Source organism: Flavobacterium sp. DG2-3 (assembly GCF_030730925.1).
In the GTDB taxonomy this organism is placed as follows: Bacteria; Bacteroidota; Bacteroidia; order Flavobacteriales; family Flavobacteriaceae; genus Flavobacterium.
Window position 1 is genome coordinate 52,728 of sequence record NZ_JAVAMB010000011.1, and the last position, 17,727, is coordinate 70,454.

The following is a 17,727-nucleotide window of genomic DNA, read 5'->3' on the forward strand; positions in this document are numbered from 1 at the left end:
TATGTTCAATCTACGAAAAAAAATAATTCGTGAATTCGTGGCTATTTTTTTACTGCAAAACTTCATGCATTGCTTTCGCTTTCAGCAAGCATTCTTCATATTCTTTTTCGGGAATAGATTGTGCTGTAATCGCGCTTCCTACCGAAAAAGAAACATATTTATTTTCCTGATTGTATAAAATACTTCTGATTACAACATTAAAATCAAAATCTCCATCTGGTGTAAAATAGCCAACTGCACCACTGTACAATCCCCTTTTGGTTTCTTCCAGATTTTCGACAATTTCCATTACTGAAATCTTCGGCGCACCTGTCATGCTTCCCATTGGGAATGTTGTTTTTAAAACATCTACAGCAGAATATTGTGGATCTAATTTTGATGTAATTGTAGAAATCATTTGATGTACCTGCAAAAACGAATAGATGCCGCAGAGTTCTTCAACCTCAACAGAACCTTTTTGCGAAGTGTGCGACAAATCATTTCGAACCAAATCGGTTATCATGATATTTTCAGCTCTTTCTTTTGCGTCTATAGCTAAAGTACTCTTCGATTTTTCATCTTCAACCGGATCTGCAAAACGTCTCGAAGTTCCTTTAATTGGCTGCGAAATAATCTTCTCTCCTTCCTTTTTCAGATAACGTTCTGGTGAAGCCGAAAGCAGATAGTGTTTGTAATTTTTAAAGAAAACCGAAAAAGGAGGCTGCGAAATTTCATTTAATTTTTGAAACTTTTCTAACGGATTAATATTGGCATTTTCAGCATAAAATTCCATACAGAAATTGGCTTCGTACATATCTCCAATGTGAATATGTTCCAGCATTTTATTTACTTTCTGAATATACAATTCTTTGGAAATGCGTTGTTTCACTTCGACTCCGCTCAGTGTGACAAACGTTTCAGTTTGAGTTTTTACGATTTCCTCAAAATCATCTTCAACCTCATCATCGCAAAGCATTAAATATTGAATTTCAAGTTCATTTCCTTTCAAAATAAAAATCTTTTTAGGCTGAAAGAAAAACAAATCTGGAAAGTTCAAACCATCAAAATTATTGGATTGAAGTTTTTCTACATCATTCTTTAAATCATAAGAAAGATATCCAAAAAGCCAGTCTTTTGTATTTTGCTGATATTGTTTTAAATCTTCAAAAGCATTGTAATAATCGGTTTTTAAAGACGTAAAAGCATCTACTGCCAATATGCAGTCAAAACTCGAATACTGCTGCGGATAAGAATTGCTGTCTAAAAAAACGACTTCGCGAAATTGCTGCGCCCAACTTAAAAGCTGCTCCTTAAACAGTTTCGGATTGGCAATATTTTTATGGATGGAAACTCTCAAAAATGGTAATTTTAAAGGTCAAAATTACGACAAAATTATTTCATTAGCAGAAAGCAAAAAAAATAATCAAATGATTTGAATCTGATTGCAAAACTGTTAAAAAGACATACTTTTTATAAGAAAAAATTCGTTATATTTGATATACAATTAGATTAATCCTAAAACAGCCTTGATTTGATTGTAAAATCCTTAAAAAAGAACCTCAAAAAACATAATTTGTGATTCTACTTTGAGCTTTTAGATTGCATCTTTTCCAATAACTTAATTATATTTTTTAACCCTAAAAAATCCTAAGTATTATGAAAATTGCCACCATTATTGTCCGCGTTTTAATTGGCCTTTTGCTGCTTTTTGCCTCTATCAGTTACTTTTTTCACTTGATGCCTGAACCTGAAACTACAGGAAATTTTAAAGCTTTTAATGTAGGTTTAATGGCTGCGACTTATTTGATGCCTTTAGCAAAATCAATTGAGCTGCTTTGTGGAATTGCATTTGTAACTGGGCGTTATGTAACTTTAGCAAACGTCTTGATCTTACCTATTACGGTAAATATTTTGTTTATCAATTATTTTCTTGCACCCGAAGGCTTGCCTATTGCCGTACTTTTATTTCTAGGAAATTTATTTTTGATTTACAGATACTGGGATAATTATAAAAGTGTTTTTACAGCATAAATCATTTTTAAATAAAAACAAAAAGTCCGTTCCGATAGATTAACGGGACGGACTTTTTGTTTTCTAATTCATCTTATCGTGTTTCACCCAAACCAAATCGGTTACGTTATACCCAATTTCCTGAGCTTTGATAAGAAAATCTGCTTTTACACTTTCTGGAATTGTTTTTTCTCTAGAAAGTATCCACATGTATTTTAAACTTTCTCCGGCCACAAGCGCATATTTGTAATCAGGATCGATTGCAACGACATTGTAACCAGAATAAAAAGGACCAAAAAATGAGACTTTCAGCATACCAATATTGTCTTTTTTGACAAATCTAGCTTTCCCGACACTTTGTTCCCATTTGTCTTTTTTGACATTATAGCCCTTATTATCGACTTTTATAGTTTTATCTTCATTTAAAGAATACTCGGCTGTTACATTGTTCAAATCTCTTTCCCATTTGTAATCTAATCTGGCAATTTCGTACCATTTTCCGAGATATTTCGCGCTGTCAAAGTTTGTTACAGCTTTTGCATTTTTTGGAATTCCGCCTCCGCATGAGCTTAATGCGATCCCAATACCTGCTCCAATTAGAATTGGAACTATATATCTATTTTTCATAATCCTATCTTTTTAATAATCATAAAGATAGCACCAGAATTACACATCTAATTTACAAAATTATTTTTGATTATTATAAGATCCAAAGCTTAAATTTTAAGCACAAAAAAAACCGTCCCGTCTCGTCAAATTCTGACGAGACGGGACGGTTTATATATTTCTACGTATATTATACGTGTAAAGCTCTATTTTCTGTAGCTGCCAATGCTGCTTCTTTTACCGCTTCCGCGAAAGTCGGGTGCGCATGGCTCATTCTAGAAATATCTTCAGCAGAAGCTTTAAATTCCATTGCAGTAACTGCTTCAGCAATTAAATCTGCTGTACGCGCTCCAATCATGTGAACTCCTAAAACTTCGTCTGTTTTTTCGTCAGCCAAGATTTTTACGAATCCATCTAAGTCAGCACTTGCTCTTGCACGCCCTAAAGCTTTGAATGGGAAACTTCCAGATTTGTATTTCACTCCTGCAGCTTTCAATTGCTCTTCTGTTTGTCCAACAGCTGCAACCTCTGGCCAAGTGTAAACAACACCAGGAATTAAGTTATAATCGATATGCGGTTTTTGACCTGCTAAGATTTCAGCAACCATTACTCCTTCTTCTTCCGCTTTGTGCGCTAACATTGCTCCACGAACAACATCACCAATTGCGTAGATATTTGGAACACTAGTTTGTAAATGATCGTTTACCTCAACTTGTCCTCTGTCTGAAATTTTAACTCCTGCTTTGTCAGCATTTAGCCCGTCTGTGTACGGACGACGACCAACAGAAACTAATGAATAATCTCCTTCTAAAGTAATTTTTTCTCCTTTTGCATTTTCAGCTTGAACAACAACAGCATCACCGTTTCTTTCAACTGATTTTACTTTGTGAGAAACGTAGAATTTCATTCCTTGTTTTTTCAACACTTTAGTCAATTCTTTAGACAATGAACCGTCCATTCCTGGAATGATTCTGTCCATGAATTCAACCACAGAAACCTGAGCTCCTAAACGCAAGTAAACTTGTCCAAGCTCGATTCCGATAACTCCTCCTCCGATGATAACTAAGTGTTTTGGAACTTCTTTTAAAGCTAAAGCTTCAGTAGAAGTGATGATTCTTTCTTTATCAATTTTGATGAATGGTAAAGAAGATGGTTTTGATCCTGTAGCAATTACAGTATATTTTGCTTCGATAGTTTCTGATGTTCCGTCAGCTTTTGCAACAGCGATGTGCGTTGCGTCTACGAAAGAACCTAAACCATTGAAAACAGTAATTTTATTTTTATCCATTAAGTAGTTGATTCCACCTACGGTTTGATCTACAACGGCTTGCTTACGCGCAATCATTTTCTCTAAATTGATTTTTACATCACCAGAAACTTCGATTCCGTGATCTGCAAAATGAGCAATTTCAGCATAATGATGAGAAGATGATAATAATGCTTTTGAAGGAATACAACCTACGTTAAGGCAAGTTCCTCCTAATGAATTATATTTTTCTACAATAGCAGTTTTGAAACCTAATTGTGCGCAACGAATTGCTGATACATATCCGCCAGGACCTGAACCTATAATGACTACGTCAAATGAACTCATAGTTTATCTATTTTATTTTAAGCGTCACAAATTTAAGGAATAAAGTTTTGTTTAAAGTTTAAATTCCAATGTTTTTTGTGTGAAATTTTGAGGTTTTGTGGCGCAGAGATTAGCGGAGGTTTATCGCGAAGCTTCACAAAGTTTTTTGTTTGCATTGTGATTTTTTTTGCCACGAAGGCGCTAAGACGCAAAGTTTTTTACCCACGAATTCCCTAATTTACTTTCCTCCAATCCACACTATTCCTTTTGGAACATAATATAAATTATCCAGACCATCATCTGTATTCACTTCAATTTTAGTATAATTACTGTTTTTTAATTTTTGCAAAAATCTAATCGAATAATTGCAATCTTCCTTACCCGCATAATATTCTATTGATGTGAGCAATTCTTTTTCACTGTAAATAAAATCATCTGAATAGGATTCCCATATAAAATCACTATTTAACATCTTATGAAAATTTAAAATCTTTTTCGACACATCTATTCTTCTAAAATAATTTTCATAATACCCGATTTTATCTCCTATTGAGCAAATAACTTGTGACTTCGATATATTTGACTCAAATAAATATATTTTCAAAAAATATTCAATGCCAAGTTTGTCAAGCTCAATTTTCCAATTATTATAAATTTCTTCAAGACCCCAAATTATATCTTTTCTTGTTTTGCCTTTGGGTTCTGAAAAATTAGTATTTCCTATTGAAATATTACAATAAGGCTCAATATCTAAATAAACATAATCATATTGGTTTGCTAGAAAATCCGAAATATTTATATTTTTTTTCGACGCTGTCCATTTTTTAATTTTCCTTTGAATCCTTTTATGACCGCGTACTTTTGTTGTTCTAATCATATTTCGAATTTAGACGTTGTTCTACTTCTTCCCAAGAGCTTCCCTGAATTTCTCCAGACAAATATTTTTCTCGTACTTCAGCGATTAAATTATAATGTGAATCTGGAATGACTGACTCTTTTTCGTGATTATTTACTTCCATTTTATCCCTATTTAGATTCAAATTTAAAAATTTAATTAATCTAAAAGCACGAAGTGTATCCCAAAAGTCTGTCATTTCGACGAAGGAGAAATCTCCGCGAGTAGCTCCTCACAGAATTTCGCCAATCTTTGTAGAGTTTCTCGCGAAGATTTCTCGTTCCTCGAAATGACAAAAAATACGTTCAACACTACAAGAAAAAACCTTAGAATCTCAGCATCTTAGAAAGAAATCACCGTCGAATTCTTCACTTCGCTAATCATAAACATACTTTGTGTGCTTCCGATATGCTGAAGCGAAGTCAGTTTGGTCACTAAAAATTCTCTATATGCTTCCATATCTTTCACTAGAACTTTCAGGATATAATCGTAATCGCCGCTTACGTGATGGCATTCTAAAACTTCTGGAAGTTTGATGACTTCACTTTCAAATTTGGTAAGGAATTCTTTGGTATGCTGAATGAGTTTTAAATGGCAGAAAACCACAAATCCTTTTTCGATTTTGGATTTATCTACAAGGGCGGCATAGTTTTTTATTATGCCTTCACGTTCCAGTTTTTTGATTCTTTCATAAACTGCCGTTACAGATAAGTTAAGTTTTAATGACAATTCTTTGTTGGTCTTTTTACTATCGGTTTGAAGTAAAACGAGGAGTTTTTTATCTATTACGTCTAATGTCATGTTTGTTGTTTTTGGTTTGTTGTTTGTTGTTATGTAGCAAATCGGAAAAATCTTCTATAGAATCGTATATAATTAATCAAATTTAGATTAAAAATCATTAATAAACATATTTTTATAGTTTTAAAATCTAATTTTTAATTATACTGTTGTTTAATTTTCTAAACAAACCTTCCTTTGAATAAATTTTATTTTGAAAACTGGAGCCCTAGCCCTGATAGAAGTGGAAAGCCCGGAGTAAAAAAGGCAAAAATTTCTTGTTCTAAAAAAGCGACCAGCGGAAGCTCTTTGTAGGACACTAGAAATTTTGACTTTTTTGCGAGGACTTGAAACGGATAGCAGGAATAGCTTCTAAAAAATTCCAATAATGAAATTGCTTTGCCTATTCGCTAGCGCTCGGGTCCAAATTCCAAAAATTGGTTTAAAGTTCAAACAACGTGAAACTTGAAACCTGAAACAACAAAAAACAAAAAAACTTATGAAAGACTTTAACCCAGCAGATAAAATTCAGGATTTACAATACTTTGGCGAATTTGGCGGTGTGAATCCGTCGATTTCTGATTCTTCTACTTATACTTTTTTATCGGCTAAAACTATGTTTGATACTTTTGAGGGCAATATGGAAGGCTGTTATTTGTATTCGCGCCATTCTTCGCCCAGTAATTTGTATTTGGATCAGGCTTTGGCGGCGATGGAAGGAACGGAAACGGCCAATGTTTCGGCTTCGGGAATGGGCGCGATTACGCCTACTCTATTGCAGTTGTGTGGTACAGGCGATCATATTGTTTCGAGCCGAACGATTTATGGCGGAACGTATGCTTTTCTGAAAAATTTTACGCCTCGTTTTGGCATTGAAACGAGTTTTGTAGACATCACTAAATTGGATGTTGTGGAAGCCGCAATTACTTCTAAAACTAAAGTTTTGTATTGTGAAACGGTGAGTAATCCGCTTTTGGAAGTGGCTGACATTCGCGGTTTGGCAACAATTGCTAAAAGACATAATTTAAAACTGGTTGTCGATAATACGTTTTCGCCTTTATCGGTTTCTCCAGCAAAATTAGGCGCTGATATTGTAATTCATTCTTTAACCAAATACATTAACGGAAGCAGTGACACGGTTGGTGGTGTGACTTGCGCTTCGAAAGAATTTATTAATTCGCTTAAAAATGTAAATTCTGGCGCAAGCATGCTTTTGGGACCAACTATGGATAGTTTGCGTTCTGCAAGTGTGATGAAAAATCTTAGAACATTGCATATCAGAATTAAACAGCACAGCCATAATGCACATTTTCTGGCTGATCAATTTGAGAAAGACGGCTTAAAAACAGTTTATCCTGGATTGAAAAGTCACCCGAGTCATGAATTGTACAAAACGATGATAAATCCTGAATATGGCTTTGGCGGAATGCTGACGATTGATGTTGGCACTTTAGCGAAAGCAAATGAATTAATGGAGTTAATGCAGGAAAGAAATTTAGGTTATCTAGCGGTAAGTTTAGGCTTTTATAAAACATTATTCAGCGCACCAGGAACTTCAACTTCTAGCGAGATTCCGTTAGAAGAGCAGGCAGAAATGGGATTGACAGATGGTTTAATTCGTTTTTCTATTGGCTTAGACAACGACATTCAGCGCACTTACGAAATGATGAAGGATTGTATGACAGAGCTCGGAGTCTTAAAAAAAGAAACACTTCTCTATAAATAAATTTGCAAGATTTTTTAGTAGTTTGTTTGAATCCGCTAGAGATTTTCTCTAAGCGGATTTTTTTCTTCTAATTTCAACAAAAAAGCCATTCTGAATCCAGAACGGCTTTTGTACTTTATCTCGGCTCAAAATGTCTGAACGACTGCCAGTATTTGTCTTTATAAATTTCGTAGCTTATTTCAAAAACACCGCTGTATTTTTTAATTAATTCGTCAGCAGTTTGTGCTGGTTTTCTAAAATCTTTGCAGGTGAAAAAGATTTCTCTTTTGTTGTTTGCGGTTTCTCTACCTATATTTAAATAGCCTTCAGAATCTGGCAAACTGTATATTATTTCTTCTTCAATCTCGTCTAAGAGTTTGTATGTTTTTTCATCTGGCAATCCGCCATTATCGCAGTCGTCAAAAGGAACTGCCACTATAAAAACCCACGGATGCGATGCTTTTTTATCCCATTCTAAAATAGTCGTGTTAATTAAAGCCAAAACAATAGAGCCATCTTCCTTTTTACCTTCAAAATTGGCATAACCATCGTTTTCTGTATTGTGTCGGGTTCCTTCGTATTTCTCCACAAATTCTTTTTCTCTCCAAATTAAATAATCCTTTAATTTTTCGATTGGAATTAATTTTTCAGTAGTATCATTAGGTCCGATAACTACAAGATTATCAATTAAAGTTACAGAGTGCAGTTCGCCCAAATAATTGTCTAGGAAAATATATACGCCGTTGGTTACATTTGCTTTTTTTTCTTCAATAAAATGGTCGTAAACAATTACTAAATCTATTTCGTCAGGATATGCTTCGTGAATACGCGGGAAAAACTTTAAGTTTTCTTTTCTGAATTCAAAACCCTGATACGTGATACTAACATTATTGATATCTGAAGCGGGTTTTAAAGCTGTAAATCTCCAACCGTCGATTTTTGGAGCACTATTAACCAATTCTTCGATTACATAAATATTTCTGATTGCACCGTCTGGAGTTAGCACTAATTCGGCTGTTTGATCGTCAAACATTCCCGTAAGAAAATAAATTCCTTCATGCACTTCATCCAGCTTTGGAGCTAATCTGTCAAAAAAACCTTGGTGTATATTTTCTCCATTTTGAACGGTTTTAAAAAACTTCTTTTCATTCATTAAAAACCAATTCCAGAAATCAGTATAAGATTGTATTGGAGCTTCTTCCCTACCCAATATTTTATCAAGAAAACCCATGTATATCGACTATATTTTAAATTTTTACCGAAAACAAACTTAAGGAAAAGCTATTTTAAAACATAAGATTATTTGTATAAAAACGTAAGGTTTTTAAAACATATTGGAAGTAAATGAGTTACGCATATAATGTTTTGTTTCACGCAGATTTAAACAGATCTGGGCAGATTAATTTGATTTTTTTATTAGAAATCTTCTGTGACCTCTGTGTGAAACGAAAAAGCCGTTCCAGAGATACCCAGAACGCCTTTTTATTATATTTTTTAAACTTTTACGCTAAAGTTTCAGTATTCAGTTTACTATTTTTTCGGCTGTAGCCAAAATAAATCAGCAGTCCGATTATCAACCAAACGGTGAAATAAATCCAGTTCCAAACGCTTAATTCGGCCATCATATACAAACAGCAAATCAATCCTAAAAGCGGAATTAAAGAAAGGTTTTTTCTAAATGCCCAAACTGCTAACCCAACCAACACGAATAAGAAAATCCACATTGGAATTTTGTGTTTGAACAAACTGAAACCTGTTTCATATTTCAATGAATCACTGATCGGAAGTCCTTTTACAACTTCAGCATATTTTACCTCATCGTCTTGATATTGGCTTAATAAATGCTCTAAATCTGATGTTTCGGCAGTTTTATTATCGACATCGATACTCTCCAAATAATTGAAAACTTTTGCTGATTCTTCTTTATTTAATGATGTTACAATTGATGTTGCATCAAAAGTCTGCGCTTCATTATTGATAAATGCCATTGTTGCTTTATTGTTGAAAGCAAAGGCATAATACAAGCCTGCAATCATTAAAACAGGCAAAATATATTTTGAATTGATATAAGGCGTTTTGAATTTTCCTCTTGGAATTTCAGGTTTATTCTGTAAAACCAAAACTCCTGCACAAACCAATACAAAGGCAAATAAAGTTCCGATACTGCATAAATCGGTTACCATCGTCAAGTTTAAGAATAATGCTGGAACTGCAACCACAAATCCTGTTACAATTGTTGCAAAAGATGGTGTTTTGAATTTTGGGTGAACGGTTGAGAATTTCTTTGGCAATAATCCGTCACGACTCATACTCATCCAGATACGAGGCTGTCCCATTTGGAAAACCAATAAAACGCTTGCCATAGCTACAACTGCACTTACAGCAATAATTCCAGACATCCATTTTAAGTCTAATTTATCGAAAACAAATGCTAAAGGATCTCCAACATTTAGCTCGTGATATTTTACCATTCCAGTTAAAACCAAAGCAATGGCAATATAAAGAATCGTACAAATTATAATTGCCCACATCATTCCACGAGGTAAATCTCTTTGCGGATTTTTACATTCTTCTGCTGTTGTAGAAATGGCATCAAAACCAATATAAGCAAAGAATACGGCAGAAACTCCTTTTAAAACCCCGCTAACTCCATTTGGCGCAAACGGATCCCAATTGGCTGTATCTACATAAAACACTCCAACTGCAATAACTAAAAGAACGACGCAAAGTTTTACCACAACCATTAAGTTACTTGCGTTACGAGATTCTTTCATTCCTCTGTAAACCAAAGCCGTAATCAGAATAATAATAAATAAAGCTGGCAAATCTGTTACAAAGTGAAATGATCCTATTGTTGGTGCTGTTGTCCAAGCTGTGTGCGCTTGCTGTAAAGCTGTACTTAAATTTTCGAATGATTTTCCGCCTCGCATTAAGGCTTCTGCATCGTTAAATCCGTTTGAAGCGGTTAAATAATCCATCTGAATCCATTGCGGGAGATGAATTCCGCCACTCTGGAGCAGCCCCGTAAAATAATCACTCCACGATATGGCGACCGTTATATTTCCGACGGCATATTCCATGATTAAAGCCCATCCGATAATCCAAGCAATGATTTCACCAAAAGCGACATAAGAATAGGTATAAGCACTTCCTGAAACTGGAACCATCGAAGCAAATTCTGCGTAAGCAAAAGCGGCAAAACTACAGGCTAAAGCAGTAAATAAGAACAAGAAAATTACGGCTGGTCCACCGTCTGCACTGGCTTTTCCGATAGTACTAAAAATTCCCGCACCAACAATAGCCGCGATTCCGAAAGCTGTTAAGTCTTTAGTCGTCAAGTGCTTTCCCAACGCCTCATGTCCGTCTGCCTCATTTTTAGCAACTTGTTTTAAAATATCTTGTACCGTCTTTTTTCGGAATAAATTTGAAAATGCCATATAGTGCCTTGCGGTTAAATTAATTTAATATAGACTTAATGCTTTTATTTTGCAAATAATGCAAAAATTATCTTCATATCAAATATATAAAACGATTTTGTTTTATGGTGCTATTTTTTTGTTTGCCACGAAGACTCTAAGGCGTAAAGTTTTTTTGCCACGAATTCACTAATTTTCTCTAATTTTTATTTTGCTACTGATTACACAGATTTTTTTAAAATCTATGTCTAAATTATTTTTCGCGCAGATTTGGCAGATATAGCAGATTTTGATTGCGCTAAAAAGATTTACGCAGATCTTTTATAATTAGAATTTAAAAAAATCTGCTTAATCTGCTTCAATCTATTTAAATCTGCGTGAAACAAAAATCTTTTTAATTCTTTTAATCTGTGTCTAAATTATTTTTCACGCAGATTTAGCAGATAATGGAGATTTTGATTGCGCTAAAAAGATTTACGCAGATCTTTTATAATTAGAATTTAAAAAAATCTGCTTAAATCTATTTAAATCTGCGTGAAACAAAAATCTTCTTAATCCTTTTAATCTGTGGCTATATTTTTTCTCACGCAGATTTAGCAGATATAGCAGATTTTGATTGCACTAAAAAGATTTGCGCAGATTTTTTATAATTAGAATTTAAAAAAAATCTGCATTATCTCCATAATCTGTGCGAGAAATAAAAATCCTTTATAATCTGCTTTAATCTATTTAAATCTGCGTGAAACAAAAATCTTTCTAATCTTATAATCTGTGGCTATATTTTTTCTCACGCAGATTTGGCAGATATAGCAGATTTTGATTGCGTCAAAAGATTTCAGCAGATTTTTTATAATTAGAATTTAAAAAAAATCTGCTAAATCTCCATAATCTGCGAGAGACATAAAAAATCCTTTATAATCTGCGTGAAACAAAATAGCCAGCAAATCAATTGTAACATTTCTAAAAACTAATCTACTAATCTGTAAAATGTTTAATTTTTTAACGATTCACTTATGGAAAAAATTACAAGGCGCTCTTTTGTAAATAAATTTGGACTTGGCGTTGGAGCTTCGGTTGTCATGACTTCGCTTCCTTCTTTTATAACCGAAACAGAAAAGGTTCGAATTCCTTACACTGGAAAAAAATTAAACATTGCTTTATGCGGTTTAGGAAACTATGCTTCCTTATTGGCCGAAGGTCTTCAGGTTTCTGAATATTGCCAGCTTTCAGGAATAGTTACAGGAACGCCTTCTAAAGCAGAAAAATGGAAAAAGCAATATAATATTCCTGAAAAGAACATTTATAACTACGAAAATTTCGATGAAATTGTAAAAAATAAAGATATAGATTTGGTTTATGTGGTAACGCCAAATTCATTGCACAAAGAGTTTACAGTTCGCGCTGCAAAAGCAGGGAAACATGTTATTGTCGAAAAACCAATGGCTATTACTGTTGCAGATTGCGAAGAAATGATCAAAGTCTGCAATGATAATAATGTACAATTGGCAATGGGTTATCGTCTGCACTACGAACCGAATCATCTCGAAGTAAAACGATTGGGACAGGAAAAAGTTTTAGGACAGGTTCGTTATATCGAAACCGCTCTGGGCTACAGCACTTATGATTTTCGTGACGTTGATAAACCTGTAGATTTAACCGCTCGCAACGAATGGAGATTGACTAAAAAGTTTGCAGGGGGAGGAACTTTAATCAATTTAGGGGTTTATTGCATACAGGTTTCGCGTTATGTTTTGGGAGAAGAACCAATTGCTGTTACGGCTCAGTTTGGGACTATAAATAACAAAAACCGATTTAAAGAAGTAGAAGAAAATATTACCTGGCAAATGGAATTTCCAAGTGGCGCTGTAGCTAATTGCTGTAGTTCGTATGGTTTCGGTATCGATCGATTTCATGCTGCTGCCGATGAGGGTTTCTTCGAAATGAGTCCTGCCGTAAGTTATGGGCCTTTTATAGGAAAAAGATCTGACGGAAAACCGTTTAATTTTCCGGTTATCAATCAACAGCAAACACAAATGGATGAAATTTGTAAAGTGATCTTAGCCAACCAAAAACTCCCAAATCATATTACAGGTGAAGAAGGGATTAAAGATGTGAAAATCATAAACGCTATTTATAAAGCTGCTGAAACAGGTAAAAAAGTACGCTTGAAATAAGTTTTTTTTCGCCACGAATTCACGAATTATTTTTTATAATCTTTGGCTATACTTTTTTTTCACGCAGATTTAGCAGATAGTATAGATTTTGATTGCGCCGAAAAAATTTGCGCAGATCTTTAAAAATTAAATCTGTAGAATCTGCTCAAATCAGCAAAATCTGCAGGAAACTAAATCTTCTAATCATTTTAATCTGTGGCTTATATTTTTCTCTCGCAGATTTGGCAGATAGTGCAGATTTTGATTGCGCTGAAAAGATTTCCGCAGATCTTTAAAAATTAAATCTGTAGAATCTGCTCAAATCAGCAAAATCTGCGTGAAACATTTTTTTTAAAATTCGTGAATTCGTGGCTAACCTTTCAAACAGTTTCTCAAAATCGAAACAGGATGCTGTGCTTCTCTCTTCGTTCCGTCATAAATTTGATGACGGCATGAAGTTCCTGCAGCCGCGATTTTTACATTTTCGGCTGTATTTCTAACTTTTGGGAAAAGCGTATCCTCTCCCATTTGCATGCTCACCTGATAATGTTCTTTTTCGTAACCAAAAGAACCCGCCATTCCGCAACAGCCCGAATTGTAAATCGTAACCGTATTGTTTTTAGGAAGATTCAGCATGGCGAAAGTCGCTTCAACAGAACTTAAAGATTTCTGATGGCAATGTCCGTGGATTTTAATTTCCTTGGTTTCCTCAGAAAAAGAATTAGCTGTGATTTTACCGTCTATGATTTCTTTTTTGAAGAATTCTTCAATCGTAAAACAATCTCTAGATAATTTTTCTGCAGCTTCTTTATCATCGGCCAAACGCAAATATTCATCTCTAAAAGTTAGAATCGCCGAAGGTTCAATTCCGATTAAAGGCGCATTGGCTAAAACCAAATCTTTAAAAATATTCACATTATGATTGGCAATTTTCTTGGCTTCTTCCAAAAATCCTTTTGAAAGATACGTTCTGCCGCTTTCTTCATGATCGATTACCAAAACTTGATAACCTAATTTAGTAAACAATTCAAAAGCATCGATTCCGATATTGACATCATAATAATTCGTGAATTCGTCTACAAACAAATACAATCTTCCGTTTGGAAAATCTGTCGTTGAAGGTCTATTACTCGCGTACCATTTTCTAAACGTTTTTTTCGCCAAAAGCGGAACTTGTCTTTCTGGTGCAATTCCCATTGTTTTTTTAACCAAAGTTTGATTCGAAATAAAATTCGTAATCGACGGGAATTTACTTCCCATTTTATTCAATTTGGCGTTGTTGGCAAAAATCTTATTTCGCGTCGAAAATCCGTTTGCTTTTTGGTATTGATATAAAAATTCCGCTTTAAGAGTTGCAACATCTACATTACTCGGACATTCGCTGGCACAGGCTTTACAGCTTACGCACAACTCAAAAACTTCATATAATTCTTTCTGGTCAAATTTATTTTCTTTCTCCGAATAAGTCAAATATTCGCGTAAAGCGTTGGCTCTCGCACGAGTTGTTTCTTTTTCATTTTTAGTCGCACGATAACTCGGACACATTGCTCCTCCTGCCGACGGCAATTTTCTACAATCGCCAGAACCATTGCATTTTTCGGCCGCACGCAAAATTCCTAAACTGTCTGAGAAATCCTGAAACGTTTTAATATCTGGTTCAATTCTGCCAGAAACAACACGGTGGTTTTCGTCCATTTTGCCAGCATTTACAATCTTCCCGATATTCAAAACCGAATTCGGATCGAATGCCAATTTTATTCTTTTCAGTAATTCGTAATTCTTCTCGCCAATCATAAACGGAATAAACTCACCACGTACAATTCCGTCACCGTGTTCACCGCTCAGCGAACCTCTATATTTTTTCACCAAATGCGCTACTTCTGTAGCAATGGTTCTGAATAATTTTAAATCGGATGTTTTCTTCAAATTCAAAACCGGACGAAGGTGCAATTCACCCGCTCCCGCATGTGCGTAATAAATCGCTTCCTGTCCGTGACGCAGCATCATCGCCGAAAATTCTTCAATATAAGCAGGCAAATCGCTCAATTCAACCGCAGTATCTTCAATAGAATCGGCTGCTTTATCATCGCCTACAATACTTCCTAAAAGTCCAAGACCCGCTTTTCTCAGTTCGTTAGCTTTGTCAATATCGTTTCCATAAATTTTTACTTTAGCATAACCAAAATTGTTTTTCTCTAAATCGGCAATTAAAGCATCAGCTTGTTTTTCAGCATCTTCTAAAGTGTGCGAAGCGACTTCAAACAACATAATTGCTTTAGGTTCTCCAACCAAAAAGAAACGGTTTTTAACGTGCTCACGACTCGTTTTCGTGCAATCTAAAATCGTGTCGTCGATCATTTCGCAAGTGTACAAATGATGTTTCATCGCCACCACGACCGATTCTAAAGATTCCTGAATCGTGTGATAATGTCCAACAACCATAATGCTGTGAGGCGGCGGCAGATCGTCAACTTTTAGCGTAACTTCTGTTGTAAAAGCGAGTGTTCCTTCGCTTCCGCAAAGCAATTTTCCTAAATTAATTGTTGGTTCAGTTCCGCCAAATAATTCCGATTTCAGCAGAATATCAACCGCATAACCCGTATTTCTTCTGTGGATTTCTGGTTTCGGAAACTCTTTTACTATTTCTTCCTGAGCTGGTGCAACCGAAAGTTCGTCGTAAATCGTTTTGTATATTTTATTTTCTAAAGAATCGCCTTTTGTTTTTTCGATAAATTCAGCCGAAGTCAGGTCTTTAAAAACCACTTCAGAACCGTCGCTTAAAAGTGCTTTTACCTCAGCAATTTTATCTCTCGTAACACCGTATCGAATAGAAGTTGTTCCAGAAGAATTATTCCCCACCATTCCGCCAATCATCGCGCGGTTTGAGGTTGATGTAATTGGGGCAAAAAATACGCCGTGAGGTTTTAAGAATAAATTCAGCTCATCGCGAATTACGCCTGGCTGAACGGTTACTGTTTTCTGTTCGGCATTGTACGAAATAATTTTAGTAAAATTCTTCGACACATCAATCACCAATCCGTCTCCTACTGCCTGTCCTGCCAGCGAAGTTCCCGCAGTTCTAGGCGTAATCGACAGCTTATGTTCAGCTGCAAATTTGATCAGCTTGGCAATGTCTTCAGTCGTTTTAGGCAACGCCACCGCATTCGGTTTAATTCGGTACACCGAAGCATCTGTAGAATAAAGCGTTTTATGAAGCTCATCGAATAAAAGTGTGCCTTCGAGACTAGCGGCTAATTGCTCTAAATGAGATTGGATCAACATGTAAATGTGCTTTTTTATAAAAATATTTCCTGAAAAACTCAGATCACAAAGATAAAAATATCGCAAGGCAAAACCGTTCTATTTTATGAATTTATCTAACACTTCCGAAAGATTTTATAAAATTCTGAGAGAATCCTGTAAAGCGTTTCATCTACTAAAAAGCTAATTTTAAAATTTTGTGAAGTTGAATGAAATTTTTAAACACATAGAAACATAGATTTTAAATCTTAGACATGAGAATATTTGAAAAAATCTAGATTTTAACACATAGTATTGCTAACTAGCTATGTGAATTTAAATAAATGAAATGCCTTTAAGCGCATAGAAGAGCTATGATTCTATGTGTTTAAAAAATTTATTCAACGTGTTTAAACATTTTACGCCTTAATTATTATGGAAAATTTCTTTCAGGACGTCATCAACCATCTCGAAGGTTACTACAACAGCATTGTCGATCTTACGCCAAAATTCATTCTCGCCATATTGGTCATTCTCGTTTCCTGGTTCATTGCAAGCCGCGTGGGTATTTTTGCAGGAAACCGACTCAAAGCCAAAATGCACGATCGTCTTCTGGCGGTTTTTATTGCACGCTTAATTAAATCGGTTTTGATCATTATCGGAATCTTATTTATGTTCCGAATTATTGGTCTCGAAGGCGTGGCACAAAGTATGCTTGCTGGCGCCGGAATCTCGGCTTTTGTAATTGGTTTTGCGCTGAAAGATATTGGCGAAAATTTTCTCGCCGGAATTCTGCTGGCTTTCAAAAGACCTTTTTCTATTGGCGATATTATCGAAAGCAACGGCGTAAAAGGTGAAGTTATCAACCTCAACCTTCGCGATACCGAAGTCAAAAGCGATTCTAAGATTATTTATATTCCGAACGCGCTTCTTATAAAAAACACGCTCATTAACTATAATAGCGAAGGTTTTCTGCTCCAGACTTTCACCGTCGGACTCGAATATGGTTCTGATTATACCCGCGCCATCGAACTCGTAAAAGAAATTCTTGGAAACAGCGAAGAAGTGACCAAAAAAGACCACGAAAACGCCGCCGTAATTACCGATGTCATTGCTGGCGGAATTATTCAACTTAACATTCGATATTGGGTCAAAACCGCATCAACCACCGAAAATTCAGAATGCCGTTCTAAGATTATTGCTGCGGTTTTGAAAAAGCTGAAGGAGAATGAGTTTGTGTTGAAATAGAGGTTCTAAAGTGCTGAGATGCTAAGCTTCTGAGGTTTTTTTCTTTTTGGAGCTATTTCCAGCTGTCCGCTATATCTTTTGTGGTGAACCCCACCACAAAAGGATGCCGCTTCCATCTGGGCTAG

13 protein-coding genes are annotated in these 17,727 nt (G+C 35.2%); 4 read left to right on the forward strand and 9 right to left on the reverse strand.

Features of this window, described 5'->3' with window-relative positions; translation table 11 throughout:
* Nucleotides 1-49 precede the first annotated feature (49 nt).
* Nucleotides 50-1,336 (reverse strand): anthranilate synthase component I family protein, encoded by a 1,287-nt coding sequence (locus Q9Q97_RS15800; protein WP_306158784.1) that lies wholly within the window; start codon nt 1,334-1,336, stop codon nt 50-52.
* A 299-nt stretch (nt 1,337-1,635) separates the two neighbouring features.
* Between Q9Q97_RS15800 and Q9Q97_RS15805 the strand changes: the two genes are divergently transcribed.
* Entirely contained in the window at nt 1,636-2,010 is a 375-nt protein-coding gene (locus tag Q9Q97_RS15805) for a DoxX family membrane protein (RefSeq protein ID WP_306158786.1), read from the forward strand.
* 63 nt (nt 2,011-2,073) lie between these two features.
* On the opposite strand, the gene Q9Q97_RS15810 is transcribed toward Q9Q97_RS15805, so the two are convergent.
* From Q9Q97_RS15810 to Q9Q97_RS15830, 5 genes are all read right to left on the reverse strand, one after another.
* A complete protein-coding gene (locus tag Q9Q97_RS15810; RefSeq protein ID WP_306158788.1) occupies nt 2,074-2,616 on the reverse strand; it encodes a lipocalin family protein in 543 nt (180 codons plus the stop codon).
* A gap of 169 nt (nt 2,617-2,785) precedes the next feature.
* Nucleotides 2,786-4,189, reverse strand: coding sequence for a dihydrolipoyl dehydrogenase (lpdA, locus tag Q9Q97_RS15815; protein WP_306158790.1), 1,404 nt, complete (start codon nt 4,187-4,189; stop codon nt 2,786-2,788).
* A 217-nt stretch (nt 4,190-4,406) separates the two neighbouring features.
* Nucleotides 4,407-5,045: a hypothetical protein gene (locus Q9Q97_RS15820; protein WP_306158792.1), complete on the reverse strand. Its 639-nt coding sequence runs from the start codon at nt 5,043-5,045 to the stop codon at nt 4,407-4,409.
* Nucleotides 5,038-5,187 carry a hypothetical protein gene (locus Q9Q97_RS15825; RefSeq protein ID WP_306158794.1) on the reverse strand — a complete coding sequence of 50 codons (150 nt, stop codon included), beginning with the start codon at nt 5,185-5,187 and terminating at the stop codon, nt 5,038-5,040. Before Q9Q97_RS15825 ends, Q9Q97_RS15820 begins: the two co-directional genes overlap by 8 nt.
* A 218-nt stretch (nt 5,188-5,405) precedes the next feature.
* A complete protein-coding gene (locus Q9Q97_RS15830; protein WP_306158795.1) occupies nt 5,406-5,864 on the reverse strand; it encodes an Lrp/AsnC family transcriptional regulator in 459 nt (152 codons plus the stop codon).
* 475 nt (nt 5,865-6,339) lie between these two features.
* Here Q9Q97_RS15830 and Q9Q97_RS15835 point away from each other — a divergent pair, with 475 nt between their 5' ends.
* Nucleotides 6,340-7,566 carry an aminotransferase class I/II-fold pyridoxal phosphate-dependent enzyme gene (locus tag Q9Q97_RS15835; RefSeq protein ID WP_306158797.1) on the forward strand — a complete coding sequence of 409 codons (1,227 nt, stop codon included), beginning with the start codon at nt 6,340-6,342 and terminating at the stop codon, nt 7,564-7,566.
* A 115-nt stretch (nt 7,567-7,681) separates the two neighbouring features.
* Here the strand turns inward: Q9Q97_RS15835 and Q9Q97_RS15840 are convergent, their stop codons facing one another.
* Nucleotides 7,682-8,776, reverse strand: a complete 1,095-nt coding sequence (locus tag Q9Q97_RS15840) for a DUF695 domain-containing protein (protein WP_306158799.1) — start codon at nt 8,774-8,776, stop codon at nt 7,682-7,684.
* A 271-nt stretch (nt 8,777-9,047) separates the two neighbouring features.
* Nucleotides 9,048-10,982: an amino acid permease gene (locus tag Q9Q97_RS15845; protein WP_306158801.1), complete on the reverse strand. Its 1,935-nt coding sequence runs from the start codon at nt 10,980-10,982 to the stop codon at nt 9,048-9,050.
* A 992-nt stretch (nt 10,983-11,974) separates the two neighbouring features.
* Between Q9Q97_RS15845 and Q9Q97_RS15850 the strand changes: the two genes are divergently transcribed.
* Nucleotides 11,975-13,135: a Gfo/Idh/MocA family protein gene (locus Q9Q97_RS15850; protein WP_306158803.1), complete on the forward strand. Its 1,161-nt coding sequence runs from the start codon at nt 11,975-11,977 to the stop codon at nt 13,133-13,135.
* A 351-nt stretch (nt 13,136-13,486) separates the two neighbouring features.
* On the opposite strand, the gene Q9Q97_RS15855 is transcribed toward Q9Q97_RS15850, so the two are convergent.
* Nucleotides 13,487-16,396, reverse strand: coding sequence for an FAD-binding and (Fe-S)-binding domain-containing protein (locus tag Q9Q97_RS15855; protein WP_306158805.1), 2,910 nt, complete (start codon nt 16,394-16,396; stop codon nt 13,487-13,489).
* 393 nt (nt 16,397-16,789) lie between these two features.
* Between Q9Q97_RS15855 and Q9Q97_RS15860 the strand changes: the two genes are divergently transcribed.
* Nucleotides 16,790-17,602 carry a mechanosensitive ion channel family protein gene (locus tag Q9Q97_RS15860; protein WP_306158807.1) on the forward strand — a complete coding sequence of 271 codons (813 nt, stop codon included), beginning with the start codon at nt 16,790-16,792 and terminating at the stop codon, nt 17,600-17,602.
* The last annotated feature ends 125 nt before the right edge of the window (nt 17,603-17,727 follow it).